The following is a 24,875-nucleotide window of genomic DNA, read 5'->3' as shown; positions in this document are numbered from 1 at the left end:
GTCACTTCTCCTTCGCGGCGGCCTTCGTTGCCCGCTTGAACTCGCGCACCTTCATGAGCGACTCGGGGCTGGTGATGTCGGCGACGGAGCGGAAAGATCCGTCCTCGCCGTAGGGGGCGGATGCTTCGCGCCACCCCTCCCCGGTGAAGCCGCACTGCTTGCCGAGGAGTGCGAGGAAGATCTTCGCCTTCTGCTCGCCGAAGCCGGGCAGCGCCTTCAGGCGTTTCAGCACTTCCGGCCCGGTCGGGGTGCCCCGTGTCCACAGAGCGGCGGCATCGCCGCCCCACTCCTGCTCGATCGCCGCGCACAGTGCCTGGACACGAGCGGCCATCGAGCCGGGGTAGCGGTGCACGGCCGGCGGCGTCTTGAAAGCCTCCGCGAACGCCTCCGCGTCGTAGTGCGCGAGGGTCGCGGCATCCACCGAGCCGACGCGCTCCCGGATCTTGAGCGGGCCGGTGAACGCCGTCTCCATCGCGATCTGCTGATCCAGCAGCATCCCGATCAACAAAGCCAGGGGGTCGTCGCTGAGCAGCGCGTCGGCTGCGGGATCGTCGGTGATGCGCAACGTCATGCCGCCATCCTCCCACCCACCTCCCCGGGCGCCCACCCACCGATGCGGCTGCCGGGTCGAGGCGTCTCCGCGTCGGGCTGCGCGGCCCTTGCGCGCGACCTCGGGAGAGAGATCGCGACATAGGCTGGGCGGAATGGACCACCTCCTTGCTCTCCACCGCCTCCGCGATGCCGTCAACGCCCACGAGGCTGCGCGGATCGCGGCGAACTTCTCCGAGGACTACTCCGTCGAGGCTCCTAGGGATCCCCACCTCTCATTCACCGGTCGCGCACAGGTGGAACGGAACTGGCAGGCGATCCTCGGGAGACTCCCGGATCTGAAAGCCGATCTGCTCCGCTGGGCGGTGCAGGGTGACGAGGTGTGGTCGGAGTGGACGATGTCCGGCACGGCGAGCGACGGAGGGGCGGACACGCTGGCCGGCACGGTGATCTGGCGCACCGATGACGACGGTCTCGTGTCGTGGGCGCGGTTCTATCTCGGCCCCGTGGTCACCGCAGCGCCGAAGGCATCCGCGCTCGGGGCTGTTCCGTCAGCGCCGGGCGCGTGACCGCCGAGTCGACGGGGCTGGGCGACTCGCGGAGTCGACGGGACTGAGCGAACCGCGGAGTCGACAGGGCTTCGTGACTCGCGAATTCCCCGTGGTCTCCGCCCGGCCGACCTTGGGGGGCCGGCGGTCCTGCAGGGGTCAGGCGACGCCGGAGCCGGCGTCGGTGGCGCGCTCGTCCTCGTCCGCGACGTCGACGTCGATGTCGAAGAGGGTCGAGAGGGCGGCGAAGTACTCCTCGCCACGCCCGAGTTCCGCGAGCTCGTGCGCGCGGGCCGTGGGAGTGTGCAGCAGCACGCCGACGAGGTGGCGGAGCGCCTGCTCCGTGCGACCGTCCTCGTCACCGCGGGCCTTCGCGCGGGCGATCTCGGATTCGAGGGCGGCGAACGCATGGGCGCGCAGGGCCACCACACCGGGGGTGACGTTGCGGCGCTCGCCGAGGACGGCGAAGCGGCGGGCTGCGTCGCGGACGACTTCGCGCGCCGCATCCGTGGCCTGCAGCTCCTCCAGCGGCGCGTGCAGGCGGATCGTCTCGAGGTCGAGGAGATCGACACCCGCGACGGTTGCCACGTCCGGCTCGACGTTGCGGGGGAGGCCCAGGTCGATCACGAGACGCCGCTTTGCGGCGGGATACGGTTCCAGGGCGCCGGCGGCGAACGTCGCGGCGCTGAGAACGGTGTGCTCAGCGGTCGTGCACGTGATGATGAGGTCGGCCTGCGCGGCGACGGAGGGGAAGCGCTCGGCCGCGATGGCCTGCAGCCCGTGCTTGGTCGCGAACTTCGCGGCGCGGCCCGACGGGGAGTAGACCGAGATGTCTTCGGCGCCCTGGTCGCGCAACGCCGCCAGTGTGGCCGCGGCATACGACCCCGTGCCCACGAGCAGAACGCGCAGAGCGGACCAGTCGGCGATCCGGCTTCCGGCGAGCTCGAGGGCGAGGCGCACCAGCGAGCGACCGGCGCGCCCGAGCGCCGTGGCGTTCTTCACGCCGCGCTGAGCCTCCGACGCGCGCTGGAACAGCCGCTCCAGGTCGCCCGAGGTGGTGCCGAGGCGCCGGGACTCCTTGAGAGAGCGGCGCACCTGTCCGGCGATCTCACCCTCGCCGATGACGACGGACTCGAGACCGGATGCGACGGCGAACAGGTGCTCGGCCACGTCATCGCCGCCCAGCACCTCGTACGACCCGGTGAGTTCGCCCGCCGGCACACCGGTGGCCGCTTCGATCGCGGCGAGAGTGGCCTCGACGCCGAGGGCCGTGGATGCGGTGACGGGCTCGTCCAGGTCGACATACGCCTCGAAGCGGTTGCACGTCGCGACGACGACGGCACCCTGCACGAATTCGGAGTGCGCGGAGATGAGCGGTGCGATGGGGACCGAGGAGACGCTGAGGCGCTCGAGAAGCTCGAAGGGCGCGGTCTTATGACTCGCGGAGACGCACAGCAGCACGAGACAAGATTCTACCCGCGGGCGGCTGGGCGTTGGCGCTATGCCTCGACGACGAGCGATACCCCCGGCGCGGCTTCCTACACTGGTGACGTGCACTGGTCTTCCGCCGGCTCGTTGGAGCCCGTCCCCGCCCTGGATCGCCTCGCCTCGCTGCCGCCCACGGTCGCGGCGGCCCTCGTCGCCCTCGACCCCGATCTCGCGCCACTCGTCGGCGTCGCCGACATCGACCCGGACCTGGCCGATACGGCAGCGTTCGTCCAGCGGTACGGGTCACCGCTCGAGCAGAGCGCCAACTGCGTCATCGTGAAGGGCAAGCGCGGCAGCGACATCCGGTACGCCGCATGCCTCGTGCTCGCCACCACGCGCGCCGACGTCAACGGCACCGTGCGCCGGCGGCTGGATGTGCGCAGCGCCTCCTTCGCCCCGATGGCCGAAGCGGTCGAGCTGACCGGCATGGAGTACGGCGGCATCACACCACTGGGGCTTCCGTCGGACTGGCCGATCCTGGTGGATGCGGCCGTCGCCGCCGCCCCCGACGTCGTCGTGGGCGCCGGCATCCGCGGTGCCAAACTCTTCCTCCCCGGCTCCGTCCTCGCCGCGCTCCCGCATGCCGAGGTGATCGACGGGCTCGGGATGCCGCCGCGCGAGGCGTAGCGGCTCTGGCGACGCGGGCGTCGGGGAACCGATCGATCCGTCACATCAGTTCGCTGTCCCGGCGCCGTGAAGGAATCTCGATGAGCTCGGTGATGACGCCGAGGAGGTCCTCGGTATCGAAGTAGGCGTAACCGCCGTCGCCGTCACGCCCGGTCGCCCGTCCCGTCTGAATCGGTTCAAAGCCCTCGTCCTGCATCGCGGCGGTCGCTTCGGCGATCGAGTCGACATAGAACCCGAAGTGGTGCATACCGTAGCCATGGCGGGCGATCCACTCGGTGTAGATGTTCGGGCCGTCGATGCTCTCGACCAGCTCGATCTGCGGCCCTTGTTCCACGAAGGCCAGGCGCATCTTGTAGGAGCTCGGTTCGCCGCGGTAGGTGAGCCCCTCAAGGTTCTCCGGCCCGTAGGTGAAGATCGACCAGTCCTCTCTGCCGAGGAGGAGGCTGTACTGGGCCAGTGCCTCCTGCAGGTCGGGAACCAACAGGCCGATCTGAACGACCTTCAGTGAGTGAAGCGCCTTCGGAAGGACGAGTGCGGATAGATCTGTCATGCGATGTTCCTCTTCTCTTGTGCAGGGATGTGGTGTCCGTCCACGGATCAGGAGGGGTCGCGCTCGGCTTCCAGGAGTGCGGTGCGCGCCTCGCGGCGTCGTCGCTGCTCGGCGGGGTCCGGCACGGGTACCGCGGCGATGAGACGCTGCGTGTACGCCTCCTGCGGCGCTCGCAGGATCTGGCCCGTCGCGCCCGTCTCGACGATGGTGCCGTGACGCATCACCACGATCCGGTCGGCGAGGGTGTCGACGACGGCGAGGTCGTGGCTGATGAACAGACACGCGAAGCCCAGGTCGGCCTGGAGCCGCCGGAGCAGTTCGAGGACAGTCGCCTGCACCGAGACGTCGAGCGCCGACGTCGGCTCGTCGGCCACGAGCAGCTTCGGCTCGAGCGCGAGCGCCCGCGCGATGCCGATGCGCTGCTTCTGTCCGCCGGAGAGCTCGTGCGGGTAGCGGGAGCGGCACGATCTGGGCAGTTCGACGGCGTCCAGCAGCTGCTGCACGCGCTTGTCGAGCGCGGCCCCCTTGGCCGCTCCCGCCAGCAGAAGAGGCTCGCCGATCGACTGCCAGATCGGAAGACGGGGATTGAGCGACGACGACGGATCCTGGAAAACCATGCCGACGTCCTTGTGCACGGTGCGGAGGACCCGCCGGTCCGCCTGCGAGATGTCGGTGCCCACGACGGTCACCCGCCCCTCCGCGATCGGGACCAGTCCGATCGCCGCGCGACCGACGGTCGTCTTGCCGGAGCCGGACTCGCCGACGACCCCGGTGACCTCGCCGGGGTAGATCGCGAACGTCGCGTTGTCGACAGCGCGGAAGGCGGGCACAGGCCCGTGCTTGGGGTATTCGATCGAGACGTTCGTGAACTCGAGCACGGGGTCGCCGAGGCCCGCGCGACGCTCCACGTCCTGACGCGCCGCGACTTCGGCCAGTCGGATCGCCGACGTGTCTCCCGCGAGTGCGGCGGTCGTGTCGATCTCGTCCCCGCGGGTGTCGCCGATGCGGGGGACTGCCGCGAGCAGCTGCTTCGTGTAGGGATGCTGCGGCTGGGTGAAAACCTCTCCGACCCTGCCGCGCTCCACGATCTCGCCGTCGCGCATGACGACCATGTCGTCGGCGAGGTCGGCGACGACCCCCATGTCGTGGGTGATGAGCAGGATCGCGGAGTCCAGGCGGTGGCGCAGGTCGCGCATGAGGTCGAGGATCTCGGCCTGCACGGTGACGTCGAGCGCCGTCGTCGGCTCGTCGGCGATGAGCAGCCAGGGGTCGCACGAGATCGACTGGGCGATCATGGCGCGCTGGCGCTGGCCGCCGGAGAGCTGGTGGGGATACGAGTGGAACGCTTTGACCGGGTCGGGCAGCTCGACGAGATCGAGCAGCTCGAGTGTGCGTTTCTTCGCCTGACTCGGCGACACCCCGAAGTGGGTCCGCACCGTCTCGATGATTTGGAAGCCGACCGTGAGAACGGGATTGAGTGCCGTCATGGGCTCCTGGAAGATGACGGCGATCTCGCTCCCGCGCACACGCCGCAATTCGCTCGGGCGCAGCCCCAGGATTTCCCGTCCGGCCAACTTGACGCTGCCGCGAACGCGTGCGTTCTTCGGCAGGAGCCCCAGCATCGCCATCGAGCTCGCGCTCTTACCAGAGCCCGACTCGCCGACGATCGCGAGCGCCTTGCCGGCTTCTACCGTGTAGCGGAGCTTCTTGGCAGCGGGCACCCAGTAGTTGTCCACGGCGAAGTCCACGGACAGCCCGTCCACCTCGAGAAGCGGGCCTGTGACGCCGTGACGGTCGCGGAGCTGGTTCATCGGTCGTTCCTGACTTCCTGGCTTGACAGAATGATCAGATGGGCGAATCGGTCACGCTCCACTCGCGCTTCAATCGCACCCTGGCGGTCGTGGTCTGGGTGGTGTGCGGGCTCATTGCGGTGGGCGCCCTGCTGGGCGACGAGCGGCTCGTGCCGCTCTCCCCGGCCGCGGCGCTGCTGTCGCTGTTCGGATGGGCCGGGCTGTGGCGCCCAGGTGTACGGGTCGACGACGCGGGCGTCGTGATTCAGAACGTGACCCATCGCGTCACCATCCCGTGGACCGCGCTCATCCATGTCGACACGCGGTACGCCCTGACGCTGCATACGCCGTCCGGCAAGTTCGCCGCGTGGTCCGCGCCCGCACCGGGCCTCATCGGGTCGATGCGCGCCAGCCGCAATGCCACGAACCGCGAGACCCGCGCGGCCGACGCGTCGCTGCGCGCAGGCGACCTCCTCGGCACGGAGTCGGGCAGCCCCGCGACGGTCGTGCGCGAGCAGTGGCGCCGGCGCCTCGACAGCGGGCAGGTGCAGACCGGGATCGCCGACGACGTTCCCGTTCGCCGCCAGTGGGATACGCCGGTGCTCACGGGACTCGCCGCCTTGGCGGTGGCGAGCGTCGGGGCGCTCGCCGCAACCGGCTGACGGCTCGTCACGCGTCACGATTCGCGCCTCGCGTACGGGTGCGGCTCATCGCGGGACAGTCCCACGGCCGTCGTCGAACCGGTGTTCGTTGTGATCGGACCGACCGGGACGTCCGAGACCACGTCCTGGGTGCTGATGATCGCGGCATCCTTCGGCAGCTCTTTCACGCGACGGAAATTGATGCGCTTATGCCGGTGGTCGAACGCGTCGCGCAGGCCGTCGCCGACGAAGTTGACCAGGAGCGAAAGCAGCACGATGAAGAACGCCGGCCACCAGAACAGCCATGGTCGCGTCTGGAACGCCGACTCGTTGGCGCTGATGAGAAGACCGAGCGACACCTCGGGCGAGCGGACGCCGAAGCCGAGGAAAGACAGCGCCGTCTCGTAGAGGATTGCCACCGCGATGAGCAGCGTCGTGGAGACGATGATGACACCCGTCGTGTTCGGCAGGATGTGCGTGAAGATGATGCGGAGATCCGAAGCCCCGGCGAGGCGCGCCGCTTCGACGAACTCGCGTTCGCGCAGGCTCAGGAATTCGGCGCGCACGAGTCGCGCGATGCCCGGCCACGCGATGAACCCGAGGAAGATCGCGAGCGGCACGGGCCCGAGACCGCCGACCGCGGTGCCGACGACGGCGCCGATGACGAGCACCGGGATCACCATCACGATGTCGGTGAGGCGCATGAGCGCGGAGTCGACCCAGCCGCGATAGTAGCCCGCGATGGCGCCGACGATCACCCCGATGAACGCAGCCGTCAGCCCGATGATGAACATGACGTAGGACGAGTTGGCCGTGCCGCGCATCGTCATCGCGAAGTAGTCCTTGCCGACGGTGTTCTGCCCGAACGGGTGGTCGCCCAAGGAGAAGGGGAACAGTGTCAGGGTGGGCTTTCCGCCGTTCTGGATCGGATAAAGGCTCGTGTGATCCTGCTTCCACCAGCCCGCAATCCCGAAAGCGCCGCTCGCCGAGACAGCCAGCCCGATGACGAGCAGGAACAGGATCAGGCTCACGAGCGCGGGTTTGTGGGTGAGGAACCGGCGGAGGATGAGGCTGCCCTGACTCCGGCCCTTCTCCTCTTCGGTCAGGACGGTGGAACGTCCGGCGGGTGTGGTGCCCGCCGGCGTGGTTCCGGGATCGAGGGGAATTGTCATCACCTGGCCCTCACTCTCGGGTCGAGCGCCGAGTAACTGAGGTCGGCGAGGAAGTTGAACGTGATGGCGAAGATGGCCACGACGACGAAATACGCCATGACCGGGTTCGGGTCGCCCGCGTTCAGGCCTTGCGCGAACAGCGCTCCCATTCCCGAGAACGCGAAGATCCGCTCCGTGATGATGGCGCCTCCGATGAGGCCGCCGACGTCCGCCGCGACGATGGTCGTGATCGGGATGAGGGAGTTGCGGAAGGCATGGCGTCCGATCACCGTGCGCTCGGGGAGACCCTTCGCCCGCGCTGTCCGGATGTAGTCCTGGTTCAGCGTCTCGAGCATTCCGCCTCGTGCGTAGCGCGTGTATCCCGCGAAGGAGATGAGCATCAGGCTGATCATCGGCAGCAGGAGGTGCGTGAACGAGTCGATGCTCTGGATCCAGAAGTCGCCCTGCAGGTTCGGCGTCTGCGACCCGACGGTCGCGATGGGGCGTCCACGGACCCCGGGGTTGGTCATGTAGTCGTTCCATCGCTGCATGTACTGGTCGAGGATGATGACCCCCGTGCCGAGGAGGCCCGAGAACGCGCCGATGCGCATCGCCTGCCCCTTGTCGTACTCGCCGAGGATCCATCCCGCGAGGACGCCGACGCCGGTCGCGAGCACGAACAGCAGCGCAACGCCCCACGGTCCGAACCCCCTGAGCACAGGCTGCAGGACGAAGTACGCGGCGATGAGAACAAGGGTCACGGCACCGGCCGTGCGCCAGGCGAAGCGTGCATGGGGGCCCGCGATGATGAGCACCGCACCGGCGGCGAGGGCCGCGATGAACAGCGGTGCGAGAACGGGGCCCAGCGATGGGTCGAGGAACCACGCGGTTACCGACATGGCGTAGAGCATGATGGCGCTCGTGAGGACGGATGCGGCGAACACCGCGAGCCGCCGCAGGCGATGACCGCCGATGATCGCCTGCCAGAACAAGCCCGATACCAGCGACAGGCCGATGATCCATGTCCAGGAGAAGACGGGCGCTCGGAGCCAGTCGTTGAAGCCGAGGGCGACGAAGACTTTGAGCAAGACGCCCATGACGAACGACGGGAGCGAATAGAAGAAGAAGCTCGCGAACGTGAAGGTGTAGTCGACGGCGCTGTACTGGCGGAGAGCCGAAACGATGCCCACCAGGATGCCGAGCACGATGGCGAAGACCGTGGAGGCCGTCACCAGCTGGAGTGTCGATCCCACGGCTCGGCCCAGGAGGATCGTGACGGGCTGATTCTCAATCGTGACTCCGAGGTCACAGCCGCGGAACGGGACGACGCACTGAGCGGCGCCGATGAGCCAGTTGAACCAGCGGACTATGACGGGCTGGTCGAGGTCGAGCCAGTCGATGCGCTGCGCAATCAGCTGGTCGCGGTTGGGGCTGTTCGACGCGTAGAGGTCTGAGAGCGGGTCGCGTGCCCACGCCACCATGGCGTACATGACGAAGGAGGCGGCGACCAGGATCAGCACGGACACGCCGATGCGTCGCAGAACGTACGAGAGCAAGGAGGTGCGCCCCCTTCAGAGGGTCGAGCATGAGTTGACAGCCAGGGGCGACGGGCTCGTCGCCCCTGGCTCTGTTTCGGTCAGGAGCGGATCACTCCGAGACGGTCCACTCCCAGAAGTTCCACAGCGGGCCGGTCAGGTTTCCCATGAACGTCACGTCCTGGAGGCGATCGGTGTGGGCCGTGAGGCCGGGGACTTGGAAGAGCGGCAGACCGTAGGCGTCGGCGAACATCTCGGCGTCCGCCTCGATGTTGAGGTCATCGATGGCGTCGGCATCCAACGTCGTCGAGAGCTCGCGGGCGATCTCATCGACGCGGGCATTGGCGTACTTGTTGAAGTTCGACCCGCCGGATGAGGCGTAGAGCTGTGGGATTCGGGTGTTGCCGACGCCGGTGTCGAACCAGGCGAAGATGGCCGCGTCGTAGATATCGCTTCCTAGATGCGAACCCCAGTCCTCACGGCCGACGTCCTCGATGATGAATCCGGCTTGCGAAGCGGACGCCTGTATGGCCTCGAACGCCGCCACGCGGTTCGGGTTGTTGATGTTGTAGAGCAGGCGGATCGTCGGGGTCGCACCGGCGAGGAGCTTGGTGGCACCCTCGATGTCGACCTCCGAGTACGCGTCCGACCCGTTGCCCTCCACCGCAGCCGTGTACGACTCCTGCGCAGGGATGAAGAGCCGCGAGTTGAGGACTTCTGCGTCGGCCACGACGGGCTTGATGAGCGTGTCGACGATCTGCTGGCGCGGGATCGTCTTGAGGAAAGCCTCGCGCACGTTCGGATCCGCGAACGGACCCGCGAAGGTCAGGTCGAGGTGGTCGTACGTGAGCTGACTGCCTTCCAGCACCGTGATGTCCGAGATCGCATCGAGAGCTGCGAGCGTGTCGCCGCTGGCCTGCGGGACGATGAGGTCGACCTCGCCGTTGCGGAGCGCCGTGACCTGTGCATTCGGGTCACCGATGAAGCGGATGACCAGCGTGTCGAACTGCGGGGTGAGAGCACCCTTGTACTCGGGGTTGATCTTGAGCGTCATCGACCTCGTCGGCTCCCACGAGTCGATGACCCATGGCCCCCTCGACAGATACAACGACGGGTCACTCGGGAGCGAGGACATGTCGAAGCCTGTGTTCCAGAAGTCCGCTGCGGTCTTCAGCGTCTCATTCACCGGCGCCGGGTTCGCAGCATCACCGCGGGGCGACGTCAGGATGGTGTCGACGAGGCCGTCGAGCTCGACACCGGCCTTCTCTGCGACAACGTGCGCGGGCTGGCCGATCAGGCCGGCGAGGTTCCAGTCCACGAACGGGTTGTCGTACTCGAGAGTGAGCGAGAGTTTGTCGTCGCCGACCTCGGTGATCGTCGACTGGTTGAGGCCCTCGGTGCTGCCCGCGAACGTGAAGTACTGCGTGCCGCTGGTCACGGCGCCGTCGGCGCCGAAGGTCGCGTCGTCGAAGATGCCTGACGCAGCCGCCCAGCCGAGGACGAGGTCGTCGGTGGTGATGGGGGCGCCGTCCGACCAAGCCATACCGTCGTTGAGCGTGTACTTCACCTGGAGCGGGTCTTCGTTGACGATCTCCATCGAGCCGAAGGACTCGTTGGGGACGACCTCGTAGTCGTCACTGATGTAGTAGAAGCCAGGCCGGGTCAGGTAGGCGAGCTTGAGGTTGATCTCGCTGAGACCGGTCGCGCTCTCGGCGTTCGCGCTGAAGAACTCGTTGGTTTCTGCGATCACGACCTGGGCGCCGACGACCTCTTCGGGCGGCCCCACTTCGGGGGTCGTGGTGCAAGCCGCAAGAACGACGGCTGTTGCGCCGACACCCGCGATGACGGCAAGGGCGCGTATGCGCGATGTGCTGTGGGTCACTCTTTCCTCCTGTGCGCCTATGCAACGGGTCTGTCTTCGTCGACAGGGTGTGATCACCGTAGTGGCGCCCCTTCGGAAGTTCTATGTCGATGAGCGCCACACTCGGTCGCAGTATGTAGCCGGATGGGCTACCCCATCCCAAGATCGCTGAGGGCGGCGGGAATCACCCGCGACAGGTGGAGGCTGAGTGTGGGAGTGGCATGACGCCGCTTCGGCCCGAGCGTTGCACCTGTGTCGCATGTCATCGCCCCGCACTCGAACACCCGCGGCTCAACTGCCGCAGAATGTGTCTGTGACCGATAACGATGGGCCGCAGCAGGCGCTTGACGACATGCTCGCCGAGCAGGTGGCGCTCATGACTCTCTTGGCTGAGTCAGCCCCCGCTTCAGAGGTGTTCGCCGTGGCCGAATCCATCGCGAGACGGGCGCCCTCCGAGGCGGCGGGGGCAAGCCTCCGAGAGCAGACACTGCGCGTGAAAGATCTCCTTGATCGTCGGGCCCGTCGAGACCGCGACCTGTCCGCGCTGTTCGACACCGCGAAGGACCTGGCGTCGTTGAAGGACCTCACAGCGATTCTCACGTCGATTGCGGCCCGAGGCAGGGAATTGCTGGGCACCGATCTCGCCTACCTCAGCCTCATCGACGAGTCCGGCACAGAGACCAGTATTCGTGTCACGGACGGGACCGTGTCTCCCCTCCTGCAACACCTCCGACTGCCGATCGACGTCGGCGTTGGTGGCCCCGTTGCCCTCACCGGTATGTCCCATCAGAGTTCTGACTACCTGCGCGACGAACGCATCTCCCACAACGCCGACGTCGATGCTGCCGTGGCGGCTGAAGGAATCAAGGCCATTCTGGGCGTCCCGCTGAAGGTGTCGGGCAATCTGATCGGCATCCTGTTCGCGGCCGATCGATCGCGGCGCACCTTCGCGGCGGACGAGGTGGAGATGCTCTCCTCGCTGGGGACCCTCGCTGCGCTTGCCATCGAGAAGACACAGCTGCTCGACCAGTCTCGTGAGGCTCTCGCGGAGATCGAGAGCGCTCACGCGGCGACAGTTGAGCACCAGGCGGCGATTGATCGCGGAGCTGCTGCGCACGAGCTGTTCACGGCGATCATCTTCCGGGGCGGGGGTTTGGAAGAGTTGACCGCGGCCTTGCACGACGTGCTGGCCGTTCCGGCGGTGATCCTGGATGCCGACGGCGAGCTTCTCGCTTCGGTCGGGTTTCCCCGGGGCCCGGAGAGCCTCCCGAGAGTGCCTCCTCGCGATCCCGAAGCGGGGACTCCGCAGACCGATCGCGAGGGGGAGTGGCTCGTCATTCCCATCGATGCTGTTCATGATCGGCTGGGGGCCCTGGCATTGAGCCATCCGACACCGCTCTCGGACGTCAACGGTCGGATCGCCGCGCGAGCCGCGACGGTCGCAGCCCTCCTGCTGTTCTGGCGGCGATCCGTGGCCGAGACAAGTGATCGAGACCGCAGCGCCTTTCTGATCGAGGCCGTCTCCCGGCCGGCCGGAGTGAAGCCCGCGCACCTGCCGTCGGCGAGCTCCAGCCTGCCCGACGGCGCGGACTGGCATGTGTATGCGATTCGGAGCGAGGTCCCTGACCGCCGCGTGCTTTCTGTTCTCAGCCGGCGGCTCGGCTCGCAGCACGTGATGCACGTCCGATACGCCGACGAGTTGGTCGTAGCGTTCTGGTCGCCTGACCCGGTGTTGAGCGCTGCCGATCTGGCCCCGAGGCTGGCTGCAGAACTCGACGCCGATGTGACGATCGGCGAAGCGACGAGCACTGCGGGTCTGGTCGGCCTGCGCGACGCCTACGAAGAGGCGAGCATGTGTCTCAAGGTGTTGCACGCTCTCGGTCGTCAACGCACAGGCGCGGACCGCACTCGCCTCGGAGTGGCGGGCCTGCTGCTGTCGGATTCCAGAGACCTGAACTCGTTCGTGACCAATCAGCTCGGCCCCGTTCTCGAGTACGACCGGCGCCGTGGGACAGACCTGACCGCCACCCTCGACGCCTACTTCCGTACCAATCGGAGCGTGAACGAGACGGCGCAGGCACTCCACGTTCACCCGAACACGGTGACGCAACGGTTGGCGAGGATCGACCACCTGCTCGGCCCCAACTGGCGCGATGGCACTCCGTCACTGGACGTGCAACTGTCACTGGTGATCCACACCGTCATCCGCGACCTCGCGATGGGGTAGGTCACTCAGATACACATTCCCGCTGAGTATGGCGCTCGTCGACATAGCTTTCCCGCAGGGCCGCGGTTACGGTGATGACACTATGTCAGCGAGGACAGAACAGATCTGCATTGTCGGCGCCGGACTGATGGGGCAGGGCATCGCCCAATCGTTCGCCCTGGGCGGATGGTCGCCCGTGCTCGTCGACCGACTTCCTGAGCTCGCCGAGAAGGGGCTCAGCGAAGTCGAGAGAAGTCTGTCGGCTGCTGTCGGGGCCGACCGCTTGCCGGCGTCGCGTGCCGAGGACGCGTTGAGGCGCATCCGCATCGCGGACGACCTGGGCGAAGCATGCTCCACGGCAGACGTGATCTTCGAAGCCGTCCCGGAGACATTGCGCATCAAGCACACCGTATGGGCCGAGATCTCCGCCGCCACGAGCAACCACACGATGCTGGCCACCAACACGTCAGCGCTCGACATCGACGCGATCGCCGTGGCTGTCGGCACTCCCGGCCGGTTCCTCGGCATCCACTGGTACAACCCCGCTCAGCTGATACCGGGAGTGGAGATCGTCCCGGGCCAAGTCACTTCCCCCGAAACCGTCACTCGGGCGCTTGCGCTCATGACAGCCGTGGGCAAGAAGCCGTTCGTGGTGAAGAACAGCCCCGGTTTCGTGGGCAATCGCCTGCAGTTCGCGCTCATCGCCGAGGCCTTTCGGTGCCTCGAAGAGGGTCTCACGACTGCGGAGAGTATCGATGAGATCGCCCGATCAACCTTCGGCATCAGGCTGGGCGACTTCGGCCCGATACGTCTGGCCGACATGGGTGGTCTCGACACGTACGCGTCGATCCTCACCTACCTGACACAAACCCTCGGGGAACGCTTCGCCGTCCCCGCCCTGCTTCAAAACCTTGCCGATCGGGGAGACGTGGGCGTAAAGAGTGGTCAGGGCGTCTTCTCCTACGAGAACGGCGAAGGCGCGGCGCTCTCGTCCGCCCGTGACGCCGCGCTTGCCCGCCGCCTCGAGAGTGGCGCGAACCGCTCGGCATGATGACGAAACAGGAATTCAGTGTGACCACCATCCAGGACGTGGCCGATGCAGTCGTCGGCACCCGTACCGCTATCCGAAAGCGCTCAGCCATGACAGACACCATTCAGGGGACCCCGACCGTTCAGGGGACCGCGGACGCCCGCTTCGACAAGGTCCGCTCGCTGCTCGCGGAGAACATCGAATCCGGCGTAGAGGTCGGCGCGTCGATCGCCGTCGACCTTCACGGCGAGATGATCGCCGACCTGTGGGGCGGGTATGCGGACGCCGACCGCACCAAACCATGGACGGCCGACACGATCGTCAACATGTGGTCCAGCACCAAGACCGTGACGGCCCTCGCAGCGCTGATGCTCGTGGACCGCGGCGATCTCGACGTCTTCGAACCGGTCGCGACCTACTGGCCCGAGTTCGCCGCGAACGGCAAAGAAGCTGTCCAGGTGCGCCACATCATGTCGCACACGTCCGGCGTCTCCGGGTGGGACACTCCATTCTCGATCGAGGACATGTTCGACTGGGAGAAGTCCACCAGTCAGCTGGCAGCGCAGGCTCCGTGGTGGGAGCCGGGCACCGCCTCCGGCTACCACGCCTCGAACATGGGACATCTGATCGGCGAGGTGGTGCGACGCGTCAGCGGCAAGACGCTGAAGGAGTTCGTTCGCACGGAGATCTCCGAGCCGCTGGGAGCCGACTTCCAGATCGGAGCGCTGCCCCACGACGACCACCGCGTGGCGGAGATCATCCCGTTCAAGAACCGTGCCTTCGACCTCAGCCAGCTGCCACCGGGAAGCCCCATGGAGAAGACCTTCTTCGGCCCCAAGGGAGATCCCAACTCAGCCAACGCCCCGGAGTGGCGACGAGCCGACATGGGTGCGGTGAACGGTCACGGCAACGCCCGGTCGATGGCTCGAATCCTGTCCGCCATCTCGCTCGGGGGGACCGTCAACGGCGTCCGGCTCCTCAGCCCGGACACCATCGACCTGATCTTCCAGGAGCAGGCGAACGGGGTCGACCTGGTGCTCGGGGTTCCCCTGCGATGGGGGATCGGCTACGCCCTGCCGCAGCAGGAAACTGTGCCTGCGATCCCCGACGAGAAGATCTGCTTCTGGGGCGGCTGGGGCGGCTCCATGATCATCATGCACCCCGACCGTGGTCTCACGATCTCGTACATGATGAACAAGATGTCGGATGGCACCATCATCTCCTCCGACGTTGCGGACACCTACATCACGGCCATCTACGAAGCCCTTGCATGACGCGTACAACTCGGGTGGTGTCGAGGCGCCCATGACGGTACCTGACGGCGGTGGATCGATGCGCGCGGTCGTCGCGGTGCGTCCTGGCGGACCCGATGTGCTCGCCGTGGTGCATCGGCCCCGGCCCGTTCCTTCACACGGCGAGATCCTGGTGAGGGTCGAGGCCGCCGGCGTCAACCGCGCGGATATCGTGCAGCGGGCGGGCAATTACCCGCCCCCACCTGGTGGGTCCGACGTGCTCGGTCTCGAGTGCGCTGGAGAGATAGTGGAGCTCGGGGACGGTGTGCTCGACCGTCACGTCGGCGAGAAAGTGTGCGCCCTGCTCTCCGCCGGCGGATACGCCGAATTCGTGACCGTGCCGGCGGGGCAGGTCGCACCGATTCCCCCCGGCCTCACGATGGTCGAGGCCGCGTCGGTGATGGAGACGGCCGCGACCGTCTGGTCGAACGTGTTCTGGGTGGGTGGGCTCGGCCGCGGCGACACATTCTTGGTGCATGGGGGGTCGAGCGGAATCGGCACGATGGCGATCCAGCTCGCCGCCGCAGCGGGAGCGAGGGTCGTCACGACAGCCGGCTCGGACGAGAAACTCCAGATCTGCCGTGATCTCGGAGCCGACCTCGCACTCAACTACCGCACGGCCGATTTCGTGGCAGAGATGGTTTCTCGGGACATGAAGGCTGACGTGATCCTCGACATGGTGGGTGCGTCCTACCTGCGGCGAAACGTCGAGGTGCTCAACACGGACGGGAGGCTCGTTGTGATCGGCCTACAGGGTGGGGCGACCGGTGAACTGGATCTGGGGCAGCTGCTCGTACGACGCGGCTCGGTCACCGCTACGTCGCTACGGGCCCGGTCGCCACAGGAGAAGGCCATGATCGTCGGCAGAACCGTCGAGCACGTGTGGCCGCTGCTGGCCGACAAAGTGATCCGACCGGTCGTGCACCAGACGTTCGAGCTGGAAGACGTGGCCGAGGCGCACAAGGTCATGGAGCGATCCGACCACGTCGGCAAACTGGTGCTGACGCTGTGACGCCGCATCGAGCCGGCCGTCGCGGCTCTTCTCTGTCCCGAGTAGTCAGCACCCACCCGCACCGAGGAGCGAGATGATCGTCGATCAACGGACCTACACCACTCGACCGGGGCGCCTGCAGGACTTCGTCGACACGTTCGCGGCGCAGGGGCTGCCGTTGTACACGCGGTACTGCGGGACGCTGATCGGTTACTTCACGTCCGAGAGTGGCGCGCTCAATCAGGTGGTGCATCTCTGGGGGTATGCCGACGCCGCGGATCGCGACACCCGTCGCGCGGCTCTTGCGCGCGACCCGGGCTGGCAGGCCTATCTCGACGTGTCCCTGCCTCTGCTGGTCAGCCAGGAGAGCCGGCTTCTGAAGCCGACGGCCTTCTCCCCGAGCTTCACTCCGCCCGTCGGCTAGGTCGCCGGCTCATGGATCTCGGGCTGACAGGGAAGGTCGTCCTACTGACGGGAGCCGCCGGTGGGATCGGACGTCACACGGCGGTCCGGTTCGCGGAGGAGGGTGCCACGGTGGTGGCCGTCGATCGCGACGAGACGGTGCTGGAGCGGCTGGTGCCGGAGCTCCCCGGCACCGGGCACAGCCACATCGCCGCGACGCTGACGGGCCAGGCGACGGCGGATGCGGTCATCCAGCGGGTTCTGCGAGAGCACGGTCGCGTGGACGTGGTCGCACATCTGGCGGGGATGCTCGAGGCGATCCCGGTTCCCGAGGTGAGCGAGGAGCAGTGGGACCAGCACATGAACGTCAACGTCCGTGCCACCTTCTTCCTCACGCGGGCGGCCGCCGAGGCGATGAGGGCCCGAGGTATCCCAGGGCGCATCCTCATCATGTCCTCGGGGTCGTGGCTGTCTGGCGGAATGTCGACCCGACTGCCCTACGCGACATCCAAAGGCGCGGTGACCACGATGGCCCGGAGTCTCGCCAAGGAGTACGGGCCCGCGGGCATCTGTGTCAACTGCATCGCGCCGGGATTGATCGATACCGCGATGATGCGACAGGGGCTGTCGTCGCAGGAGCGGGCGGCCATGGAGGCCGCGACTCCGTTGCGCCGCTTCGGTCGCCCGGAAGAGATCGCGGATACGACCGTGTATCTGTGCTCCGACCGCGCCTCGTTCGTGTCGGGCGCGACCATCAACGTCTCGGGCGGGAACACGCTCTACTAGGGCGCCGGAAGGCCGCAGGCGCCCGGCGCCCAGCGGACGCGCGGATGCCGGGTGCGAGGATGGAGGACATGCCCGCCCCCGACGCACCCCTCCTCCGCGCCCTCCGTGGCGACCGCCCCGAACGTACCCCGGTGTGGTTCATGCGGCAGGCCGGGCGCTCGCTCCCGGAGTACCGCGAGCTGCGGGTGGGCACCCGGATGCTGGACGCCTGCCTGACGCCGGATCTCGCGGCCGAGATCACCCTGCAGCCGGTGCGCCGCCACGGCGTCGACGCGGGAATCTTCTTCAGCGACATCGTCATTCCGCTCCGCCTGGCAGGCATCGACGTGGAGATCGAGCCCGGACGGGGGCCGGTGTTCGCCGACCCGGTGCGCACCGCATCCGATGTCGCGCGCGTCACCGCGATCGACCCGTCCGCTGTCGCCGAGGCGGCAGAACCCGTGCGGGAGGCCGTGCGGATCGTAACCGCAGAGCTCGGCGACACCCCGCTCATCGGGTTCGCCGGCGCTCCCTTCACCCTCGCCGCCTACCTCGTGGAGGGCGGGCCATCCAAGGAGCACCTGCGCGCGCGGGCCATGATGCATGCCGACCCGGCTTCCTGGCACCGGCTGGCCGGGTGGCTGGCGGCAGTGTCGGCGGCCTTCCTACGGGCGCAGACGGATGCCGGAGCCGCCGCCGTGCAGCTGTTCGACTCGTGGGCCGGATCGCTGTCCACGGCCGATTACCGCTCCTACGCGGCGCCGCACTCCCGGGAAGCCCTCGAGGGACTCGACGTGCCCCGCATCCACTTCGGCATCGGAACCGGACCGTTCCTGGCCGACATGCGCCTGGGCGGCATCGCCGACGCCGTGGGTGTCGACTGGCGCCTGCCTTTGGATGAGGCGGCGGCCGTGCTCGGCGCGGAAACGACGGTGCAGGGCAACATCGACCCCGCGCTCCTGACCGCACCCGAGGAGGTGCTCCTCGCGCACGTGGACGACGTCCTCACCCGGGGCCGTGCCGCTCGCGCGCACATCCTCAACCTCGGCCACGGGGTCCCGCCCGACACCGACCCCGGTGTCCTCACCCGCATCGTGGCCGCAGCGCACGGGGAGTCGGCGTGAGCGGACTCGACCTCGACCGACTCGCTGCGCAGGCGAGCCAGGCGCACGTCGCCATCGTGGGTGGCGGTATCGCCGGTCTGGTCGCGGCGTGGGAGTTCGCGAAGGTGGGGGTGCGGGTCACCGTGCTGGAGCAGGACGACCGCCCCGGCGGCGTCGTGCGGTCGGCTGAGGTCGACGGACTCACCCTCGACGTCGGTGCGGAGAGCTACGCCACGCGCGGCGGCACGGTGCGCGCGCTGATCGACGAACTCGGACTCGGCGATGCCGTGACCGCCCCCAACCCCGGCGGCGCGTGGGTCGCCGGCCTTCCCGGTGGAGCGGCGGCCCCGCTGCCGCGGGGCGGCATCCTCGGCATCCCCGACAACCCGTGGGCGCCGGAGGTGCGCCGCATCATCGGGTGGGCCGGGTCGTGGCGCGCGTATCTCGACCGGCTGCGACCGCCGCTGACGATCGGGCATCGGCACAGCCTCGGCGAGCTCGTGCGCACCCGCATGGGATCCCGCGTGCTGGAGCGTCTGGTCGCACCGGTGACGGGCGGGGTGTATTCGGCCCGGCCCGATGACATCGACGTCGACCTGGCGGCTCCGGGATTGAACGCGGCGCTCACCCGTACCGGATCGCTCGGCGGCGCGGTCGCCGACCTCCGCGGGAGCCGCACCACGGCGCCGGGTGGTGCCGTGGAAGGGCTCGTCGGCGGGATGGCGACCCTTGTCGATGCGCTCGTGGCGCGCGTGCGCGACCTCGGCGGAGAGGTGCGCACCGGCGCACGGGTCGCGGCTGTGCAGCCGCGGGATGCTGGGTGGCGGGTGCTCCTGGAGAACCCGGACGACGACGCCGTCGAAGCGGACGCGGTGGTCGTCGCCGTCCCCGAGCGCGCCGCACGGGCGATGCTCGCGCCGGTCGTTCCCGCGCTGGATGCGGAGACCTCCCTCTCACCCGTCGTCGAAGTCGTCACCCTGGTCGTGGACAGCGCCGACCTGGATGCCGTCCCGCGTGGCTCGGGGGTGCTGACCGTGCCCGGTGCGCGCGCGGCCAAGGCGCTGACGCACTCCACGGCGAAGTGGAGCTGGGTGGCCGAGGCCGCCGGACCGGGCCGGCACGTCATCCGCGTGTCCTTCGGTGCGCAGGGGGAGGAGCCGGCCACCGCCGCCCTGGACGAGGATGCGGCGGCACAACTCGCGCTGGCCGAGGCGTCCGCGCTGCTCGGCGTTCGCCTGGCCCCCGCGGATCTGCGCGGTGCCCGTCGCGAGCGTTACCCGCAGGCGCAGCCGGCCGCCACGATCGGCCGCGCTGCGGCAACCTCCGCCGCGCGGGGGGCGATCTCCGCCGTCGGTGGGCTGGGAGCCGTGGGCGCGTGGCTCGCGGGCACCGGACTCGCGCAGGTCGTGCCCGACGCGCGCACCGAAGCCGACCGCATCCGCTCGGCGCTGCTGTGGGGGAGGTCTGCGCCGCCCGCGTGACCCTGCCCCGGTCGCCCGGCGATGTCAAGGGCGAATGCCGCGGGCGGCATACGGCGCTACTGTGGGATCCCACGTCACCTCCCATCATCAATCGTGAGGAGCGCCCCATGAAGGGCAAAGTAGGAATCGTCATCGGCCTCGCCGCCGGATACGTACTCGGCAGTCGCGCGGGCCGCGAACGCTACGAGCAGATCAAGGAACAGGCGGCAAACGTCTGGAACACCGACCCGGTGCAGAAGAAGGTCGACAAGGCCAAGGCCTTCGGGGCCTCTGCCGCGAAGGTGGTCCCGGGCGCGCTGTGGGACGGCGCGAAGCGCGTCACCAGCGCCGCGAGCGGCTCGGGCAGCGTCCAGGAGAAGGCCCAGCGCGCCGCCTCCACCGCGAAGTCTGCCGCGCGTGACGTTGCCGAGGCCGTCGAGGAGTCGATGGAGGAGGCCGAGAAGGCCGCCGCCGACGAGTCCACGGGCACCTCGGGCACCTCATCCACCGGGTCGCAGGGCGGCTCGAACGGCTCGCAGGGCGGCTCGAACGGCTCGCAGGGCGGCTCTAACGGCTCGCAGGGCGGCTCGAACGGCAACCAGAGCGCCTCCAGCACCGGGAGCTGACTGATATGACGACGCCTCGCGGGTTCCGCGATCGCGCCGACGAGAGCCTTTTCACTCTGCTCGGGGATGTCCCCGACCTGGTGCGCAATCTCGTCGTCGCCGAGATCAACGCCGCCAAGAAGTGGCTGGCCAAGACGGCGAAGGACGCTGGAATCGGCGCAGGCTGGTTCGTGGGCGCGCTGTTCGTCCTGTTCTGGTCGCTGCCGGTGTTCTTCGCGTTCGTGATCGCGGGGCTGTCGTCCTGGTGGCCCGTGTGGCTGTCGGCGCTCGTGGTCTTCGGCGTGATGCTGGTGATCGTGGCCATCCTCGCGATCCTCGGGATCATGCGCTTCCGCAAGCTGAGCTCGCGGGACAACCCCGGATCAGCGGTGGCTCAGGACATTCGGATCGTGAAGGAGGCTGGCGATGAGCGTTGATCGTCCGATCCCCGTCCCCCGCACGGGCGTGGCGCTGGGAATTTCCGACCCCGTGGAGAAGGCCCGCGCCGAACTGAAGGCGACGCTGGCCGCCATCGAGATCAAGGGGAACGTGCCGCGTCGCCTCGGGCACGGCGTGGATCGCGCCGTCGCCCGAGCGCGCGATTTCCGCCGCACCAATCCTGCCGGAGCCGCTGCGGCGGTCGTCGGGGTGGCCGCGACGGTCGGCGGCCTCGTCTGGCTGGCCGTCCGGGCCTACACGCGCTGAGCGCGTTTGGCCGCGCGCGGCCTGCGGGGGAGACTGGGGGTATGTCCGAGGAGTCCCCTGCATCCGTCTTCACGCTCTGGGCCGTTCTCCGGCGCGACCCCGAGAATCCGGTGTCCGAGCCCGACGCCACCGAGCTGGCCGACATCGTCACGCTGATCGAGGACGGCGGTGTCAGCATCCGCGGTTTCTACGACGTCAGCGGACTGCGCGCCGACGCCGACCTGATGATCTGGATGCACGGGCCGGATGCCGAAGCCCTGCAGCGCGACCTGCGCCGTCTTCGCCGTACCGAACTGCTCCGTCCGCTCCTGCCGGTGTGGAACGCGATGGGCGTGCACCGCGACGCCGAGTTCAACCGCGCCCACGTGCCGGGGTTCCTCCGCGGGATCCCCGCGAAGCAGTGGCTGACCGTCTACCCGTTCGTCCGCAGCTACGAGTGGTATCTCCTCCCCGATGAGGAGCGCCGCGCGATGCTCGCCGACCACGGGCGCAAGGGTGCGGCCTTCACCGGCGTGACCGCCAACACCGTGGCTTCCTTCGCCCTCGGCGACTACGAGTGGCTCCTTCCCATGGAGGCCGATGTGCTCACCGACCTCGTCGACATGATGCGGGAGCTGCGCTACACCGAGGCTCGCCGGCACGTGCGCGAGGAGGTGCCGTTCTTCACGGGACGCCTCATCGGGCCGGAGGACGTGCCCGAGGTCCTGCAGTGAGCTGGCGATGAGCCTCCGGATCGGCACCCGCCGGAGCGCGCTCGCTCTCGCCCAGTCGCAGCAGGTTGCCGACGCGCTGGCGGCCGCATCCGGGCAACAGGTCGAACTCGTCCCCATCGTCAGTGAAGGCGACGTGTCGCGCGCCTCGCTCTCGGAAATCGGCGGGCGCGGCGTGTTCGCCACGAACCTCCGGGAGGCACTTCTCGCCGGGCGGTGCGATCTGCTGGTGCACTCGCTGAAAGATCTGCCCACCACCCAGCCCGAGGAGTTCGTCCTCGCCGCCACCCCGGCCCGCGAAGACGCTCGCGACGTCGTCATCACCCGCGACGGGACGCCGCTGGCGGACTTCGTGGCCGGCACCGTCGTGGGCACGGGATCCCCGCGCCGCGTCGCTCAGGTTCGGCGTCGCAATCCCCGTGTCCGCGTGCAGGATCTGCGCGGCAACGTGGACTCGCGCCTGGGCCGCGTGCGCGACGGAGAGCTGGATGCGGTCATCCTCGCCGCCGCCGGACTCTCGCGACTCGGCGGCGACCTCGGCGGATTGCACGCCGAGTCGCTCGGCCTCGCCGACTGGCCGACAGCCCCGGGCCAGGGCGCCCTCGCGGTCGAGACCCGCGCCGACGCGGACGCCGAACTGCTCTCCGCGCTGGCCACCCTCGATCACCTCGACACCCGGATCGCCGTGACGGCGGAGCGCACCGTGCTCTCCGGATTGGACGCGGGATGCTCCGCTCCCGTCGGGACGCACGCGGAAGTGCGGGACGGCGATCTGCGGGTCCGCGCGATCGTTTATGCGCTGGACGGCGCTCATCGGATCGGTCTTGACCGCACCGTCCGGATGCAGCCCCTTCCCGCGGCCGACCCGGGGTATGGTGGGAAGTCAGGCAGCGGCGATGGTGCGATTGCTGCCGACGGCGCGGACCCGATCGCGCGAGCAGCGCGCACCGGGTACGACATTGCACGTCGGCTGCTCGAACGCGGGGCGGCCGACCTGGTACCACGAGAGTCGACCCCATGAACCACAGCTCCCGGCATACGCCGACATCCGAGAAGCCCCTCGCGGGCTGGCGGGTGCTGGTGCCGCGTGGCGGGCCGTGGGGTGACGGCGTCGCCGCCACCCTGCGTCAGCAGGGGGCCGTGCCGGTGATCGCACCGCTCATCAACTTCGCCCCGACGAACGATCAAGCCTCGCTCGAGCAGGCGCTGGCCGAGCTCGCTGCCGGGGCGTTCGACTGGCTCACCGTGACCAGCGCAACGACGGTGGACGTGTTGTATGCGTACCGCGCGCTCATCCCCGGCAACACCAAGATCGCTGCGGTGGGCGAGACCACGTCCGCCGCGCTCCAGGCCGTCGGATATCGCGTCGACCTCGTCCCCGAGCGCGACAACTCCGCTGCGGGACTGGCGGAGGAGATGATCGCACGGGAGAGCGAGCCGCGTGACGTGCTCACGCTCCGGAGTGAGATCGCGAAGCCCGTGCTGACCCGCCTCCTCGCCGAAGCCGGTCACCGGGTGCGCAGTGTCGTGGCGTACCGGACGGTGGGCGTGCCCGTCACCGAGCGGATCGCGCAGGACGTCGCGTCCGGCAGGATCAATGCGATCCTCGTGACGAGCGGATCCGTCGCCGAGCAGGTGCACGAGCAATTCACTGAGATTCCGGAGACGACCGTCATCGCCGCGATCGGCCCGCGCACCGCGAAGGACGCACGTCGCTCCGGACTGAGCGTCGATGTCATCGCCGACCAGCAGACCGTGGATGCCCTGATCGACGCGGTCTCCCGCTTCTCCCTCCCGCACGCCGCGGACGAACTGCAGCCGTGAGCTTTCCCTCGCATCGGCCGCGCCGCCTCCGCCAGACCCCCGCCGTTCGGCGGCTGGTCCGCGAGACGCATCTCGTTCCGTCGCAGCTGGTCCTGCCCCTGTTCGTCCGCGAGGGGATCGCGGAACCCGCGCCGATCTCGTCGATGCCCGGCGTACATCAGCACACGCTCGACTCACTTCGCGCGGCGGCCGTGGATGCGGCTGAGGCCGGCGTCGGCGGAGTCATGCTGTTCGGCGTGCCGGCGGTGCGCGACGCCGTCGGATCCGGAGCCGACGACCCCCGCGGCATCCTCAACGTCGCGACCGAGGCGATCGTGGCGGAGGTGGGCGACGCGCTCGTGGTGCAGACCGACCTGTGCCTGGACGAATTCACCGACCACGGGCATTGCGGCGTCCTCGACGGCCGCGGAGGCGTCGACAACGACGCGACGCTGGAGCGGTACGCCGCCATGGGTCTCGCGCAGGCCCGTGCCGGCTCGGTGATGCTCGGGCTCTCCGGCATGATGGACGGCCAGGTGGCGTACGTGCGCGCGGCACTGGATGCCGAGGGGTACACCGACACGCTGCTGCTGGCGTACTCGGCGAAGTACGCGGGAGCGTTCTACGGACCCTTCCGTGAGGCCGTCGACTCGCAGCTCACCGGCGACCGCCGCACGTACCAGCTCGACCCCGGCAACGGCCGCGAAGGTGTGCGCGAGGCGCTGATCGATGTCGACGAGGGCGCCGACGTCGTGATGGTGAAGCCGGCCCTGCCGTACCTCGACGTGCTCGCCGAGGTACGCGGCGCCGTGGACGTGCCCGTGTGGGCGTACCAGGTCTCGGGCGAGTACGCCATGGTCGAAGCCGCCGCCGCCAACGGCTGGATCGACCGCCGTGGTGCGATCTCGGAGAGCCTCCTGGCGATCCGCCGCGCCGGTGCCGACGCCATCCTGACGTACTGGGCAGCCGAGGCCGCCCGCTGGCTCCGCGCCGACCTGTGAACGTCGGAGGATCGCGCCGTCGTCGGACGATTTCCCTCGCATCCTCCGACCTTCGCGACATT

General features: G+C 68.6%; 25 protein-coding genes. 18 read left to right on the top strand and 7 right to left on the bottom strand.

Annotated features, from left to right (window positions below; all coding sequences use genetic code 11):
* Position 1: 1 nt before the first annotated feature.
* The gene (locus tag AC4FS2_RS14675) at positions 2-571 is read right to left on the bottom strand and encodes an HhH-GPD-type base excision DNA repair protein (protein ID WP_491155770.1); all 570 of its coding nucleotides are present in this window, start codon (positions 569-571) and stop codon (positions 2-4) included.
* 133 nt (positions 572-704) lie between these two features.
* Here AC4FS2_RS14675 and AC4FS2_RS14670 point away from each other — a divergent pair, with 133 nt between their 5' ends.
* Complete coding sequence (locus AC4FS2_RS14670; protein ID WP_491155772.1) at positions 705-1,118, top strand: nuclear transport factor 2 family protein; 414 nt, start codon at positions 705-707, stop codon at positions 1,116-1,118.
* A gap of 138 nt (positions 1,119-1,256) precedes the next feature.
* On the opposite strand, the gene AC4FS2_RS14665 is transcribed toward AC4FS2_RS14670, so the two are convergent.
* Positions 1,257-2,558, bottom strand: coding sequence for a glutamyl-tRNA reductase (locus AC4FS2_RS14665; RefSeq protein WP_491155774.1), 1,302 nt, complete (start codon positions 2,556-2,558; stop codon positions 1,257-1,259).
* 90 nt (positions 2,559-2,648) lie between these two features.
* Between AC4FS2_RS14665 and AC4FS2_RS14660 the strand changes: the two genes are divergently transcribed.
* Positions 2,649-3,212 (top strand): YbaK/EbsC family protein, encoded by a 564-nt coding sequence (locus tag AC4FS2_RS14660; protein WP_491155776.1) that lies wholly within the window; start codon positions 2,649-2,651, stop codon positions 3,210-3,212.
* A gap of 40 nt (positions 3,213-3,252) precedes the next feature.
* On the opposite strand, the gene AC4FS2_RS14655 is transcribed toward AC4FS2_RS14660, so the two are convergent.
* Both AC4FS2_RS14655 and AC4FS2_RS14650 read right to left on the bottom strand, forming a co-directional pair.
* Entirely contained in the window at positions 3,253-3,762 is a 510-nt protein-coding gene (locus AC4FS2_RS14655) for a VOC family protein (protein WP_491155777.1), read from the bottom strand.
* Between the two features lie 47 nt (positions 3,763-3,809).
* A complete protein-coding gene (locus tag AC4FS2_RS14650; RefSeq protein ID WP_491155779.1) occupies positions 3,810-5,573 on the bottom strand; it encodes a dipeptide ABC transporter ATP-binding protein in 1,764 nt (587 codons plus the stop codon).
* Positions 5,574-5,611: 38 nt separating this feature from the next.
* Between AC4FS2_RS14650 and AC4FS2_RS14645 the strand changes: the two genes are divergently transcribed.
* Complete coding sequence (locus AC4FS2_RS14645) at positions 5,612-6,214, top strand: PH domain-containing protein (protein WP_491155781.1); 603 nt, start codon at positions 5,612-5,614, stop codon at positions 6,212-6,214.
* A gap of 14 nt (positions 6,215-6,228) precedes the next feature.
* Here AC4FS2_RS14645 and AC4FS2_RS14640 read toward each other — a convergent pair whose 3' ends face one another.
* The 3 genes from AC4FS2_RS14640 to AC4FS2_RS14630 all read right to left on the bottom strand — a co-directional run bounded on the left by AC4FS2_RS14640 (position 6,229) and on the right by AC4FS2_RS14630 (position 10,761).
* The gene (locus AC4FS2_RS14640) at positions 6,229-7,365 is read right to left on the bottom strand and encodes an ABC transporter permease (RefSeq protein ID WP_491155783.1); all 1,137 of its coding nucleotides are present in this window, start codon (positions 7,363-7,365) and stop codon (positions 6,229-6,231) included.
* Positions 7,365-8,900, bottom strand: coding sequence for an ABC transporter permease (locus AC4FS2_RS14635; protein WP_491155785.1), 1,536 nt, complete (start codon positions 8,898-8,900; stop codon positions 7,365-7,367). Before AC4FS2_RS14635 ends, AC4FS2_RS14640 begins: the two co-directional genes overlap by 1 nt.
* Positions 8,901-8,991: 91 nt before the next feature.
* A complete protein-coding gene (locus AC4FS2_RS14630; RefSeq protein ID WP_491155787.1) occupies positions 8,992-10,761 on the bottom strand; it encodes an ABC transporter family substrate-binding protein in 1,770 nt (589 codons plus the stop codon).
* A 292-nt stretch (positions 10,762-11,053) separates the two neighbouring features.
* Between AC4FS2_RS14630 and AC4FS2_RS14625 the strand changes: the two genes are divergently transcribed.
* From AC4FS2_RS14625 to hemB, 15 genes are all read left to right on the top strand, one after another.
* Complete coding sequence (locus AC4FS2_RS14625) at positions 11,054-12,967, top strand: helix-turn-helix domain-containing protein (RefSeq protein WP_491155789.1); 1,914 nt, start codon at positions 11,054-11,056, stop codon at positions 12,965-12,967.
* A gap of 82 nt (positions 12,968-13,049) precedes the next feature.
* Positions 13,050-13,997 carry a 3-hydroxyacyl-CoA dehydrogenase family protein gene (locus AC4FS2_RS14620; RefSeq protein ID WP_491155790.1) on the top strand — a complete coding sequence of 316 codons (948 nt, stop codon included), beginning with the start codon at positions 13,050-13,052 and terminating at the stop codon, positions 13,995-13,997.
* A 20-nt stretch (positions 13,998-14,017) separates the two neighbouring features.
* The gene (locus AC4FS2_RS14615) at positions 14,018-15,250 is read left to right on the top strand and encodes a serine hydrolase domain-containing protein (RefSeq protein WP_491155792.1); all 1,233 of its coding nucleotides are present in this window, start codon (positions 14,018-14,020) and stop codon (positions 15,248-15,250) included.
* A 31-nt stretch (positions 15,251-15,281) separates the two neighbouring features.
* Positions 15,282-16,280, top strand: a complete 999-nt coding sequence (locus tag AC4FS2_RS14610; protein WP_491155793.1) for an NAD(P)H-quinone oxidoreductase — start codon at positions 15,282-15,284, stop codon at positions 16,278-16,280.
* A gap of 73 nt (positions 16,281-16,353) precedes the next feature.
* A complete protein-coding gene (locus AC4FS2_RS14605; protein ID WP_491155795.1) occupies positions 16,354-16,683 on the top strand; it encodes an NIPSNAP family protein in 330 nt (109 codons plus the stop codon).
* Between the two features lie 11 nt (positions 16,684-16,694).
* Entirely contained in the window at positions 16,695-17,447 is a 753-nt protein-coding gene (locus AC4FS2_RS14600) for an SDR family NAD(P)-dependent oxidoreductase (RefSeq protein ID WP_491155797.1), read from the top strand.
* Between the two features lie 68 nt (positions 17,448-17,515).
* Positions 17,516-18,550: a uroporphyrinogen decarboxylase gene (gene hemE, locus AC4FS2_RS14595; protein WP_491155800.1), complete on the top strand. Its 1,035-nt coding sequence runs from the start codon at positions 17,516-17,518 to the stop codon at positions 18,548-18,550.
* Positions 18,547-20,010 carry a protoporphyrinogen oxidase gene (hemG, locus tag AC4FS2_RS14590; protein WP_491155802.1) on the top strand — a complete coding sequence of 488 codons (1,464 nt, stop codon included), beginning with the start codon at positions 18,547-18,549 and terminating at the stop codon, positions 20,008-20,010. The genes hemE and hemG overlap by 4 nt, the downstream gene beginning before the upstream one ends.
* 107 nt (positions 20,011-20,117) lie before the next feature.
* The gene (locus AC4FS2_RS14585; protein ID WP_491155804.1) at positions 20,118-20,615 is read left to right on the top strand and encodes a hypothetical protein; all 498 of its coding nucleotides are present in this window, start codon (positions 20,118-20,120) and stop codon (positions 20,613-20,615) included.
* Between the two features lie 5 nt (positions 20,616-20,620).
* Positions 20,621-21,031 carry a phage holin family protein gene (locus AC4FS2_RS14580; protein WP_491155806.1) on the top strand — a complete coding sequence of 137 codons (411 nt, stop codon included), beginning with the start codon at positions 20,621-20,623 and terminating at the stop codon, positions 21,029-21,031.
* Positions 21,021-21,299: a hypothetical protein gene (locus tag AC4FS2_RS14575; RefSeq protein ID WP_491155808.1), complete on the top strand. Its 279-nt coding sequence runs from the start codon at positions 21,021-21,023 to the stop codon at positions 21,297-21,299. Before AC4FS2_RS14580 ends, AC4FS2_RS14575 begins: the two co-directional genes overlap by 11 nt.
* Positions 21,300-21,340: 41 nt before the next feature.
* Complete coding sequence (hemQ, locus tag AC4FS2_RS14570; protein WP_491155809.1) at positions 21,341-22,012, top strand: hydrogen peroxide-dependent heme synthase; 672 nt, start codon at positions 21,341-21,343, stop codon at positions 22,010-22,012.
* Between the two features lies 1 nt (position 22,013).
* Positions 22,014-23,030: a hydroxymethylbilane synthase gene (hemC, locus tag AC4FS2_RS14565; RefSeq protein WP_491156769.1), complete on the top strand. Its 1,017-nt coding sequence runs from the start codon at positions 22,014-22,016 to the stop codon at positions 23,028-23,030.
* Positions 23,027-23,833, top strand: a complete 807-nt coding sequence (locus tag AC4FS2_RS14560; RefSeq protein WP_491155811.1) for a uroporphyrinogen-III synthase — start codon at positions 23,027-23,029, stop codon at positions 23,831-23,833. The genes hemC and AC4FS2_RS14560 overlap by 4 nt, the downstream gene beginning before the upstream one ends.
* On the top strand, positions 23,830-24,813 hold the full coding sequence (hemB, locus tag AC4FS2_RS14555) for a porphobilinogen synthase (RefSeq protein WP_491155812.1): 984 nt from the start codon (positions 23,830-23,832) through the stop codon (positions 24,811-24,813). Before AC4FS2_RS14560 ends, hemB begins: the two co-directional genes overlap by 4 nt.
* Positions 24,814-24,875: the final 62 nt, after the last annotated feature.

Source organism: Microbacterium sp. Z10_103 (assembly GCF_058310455.1).
This window is presented reverse-complemented; position numbering and strand designations above follow the sequence as displayed.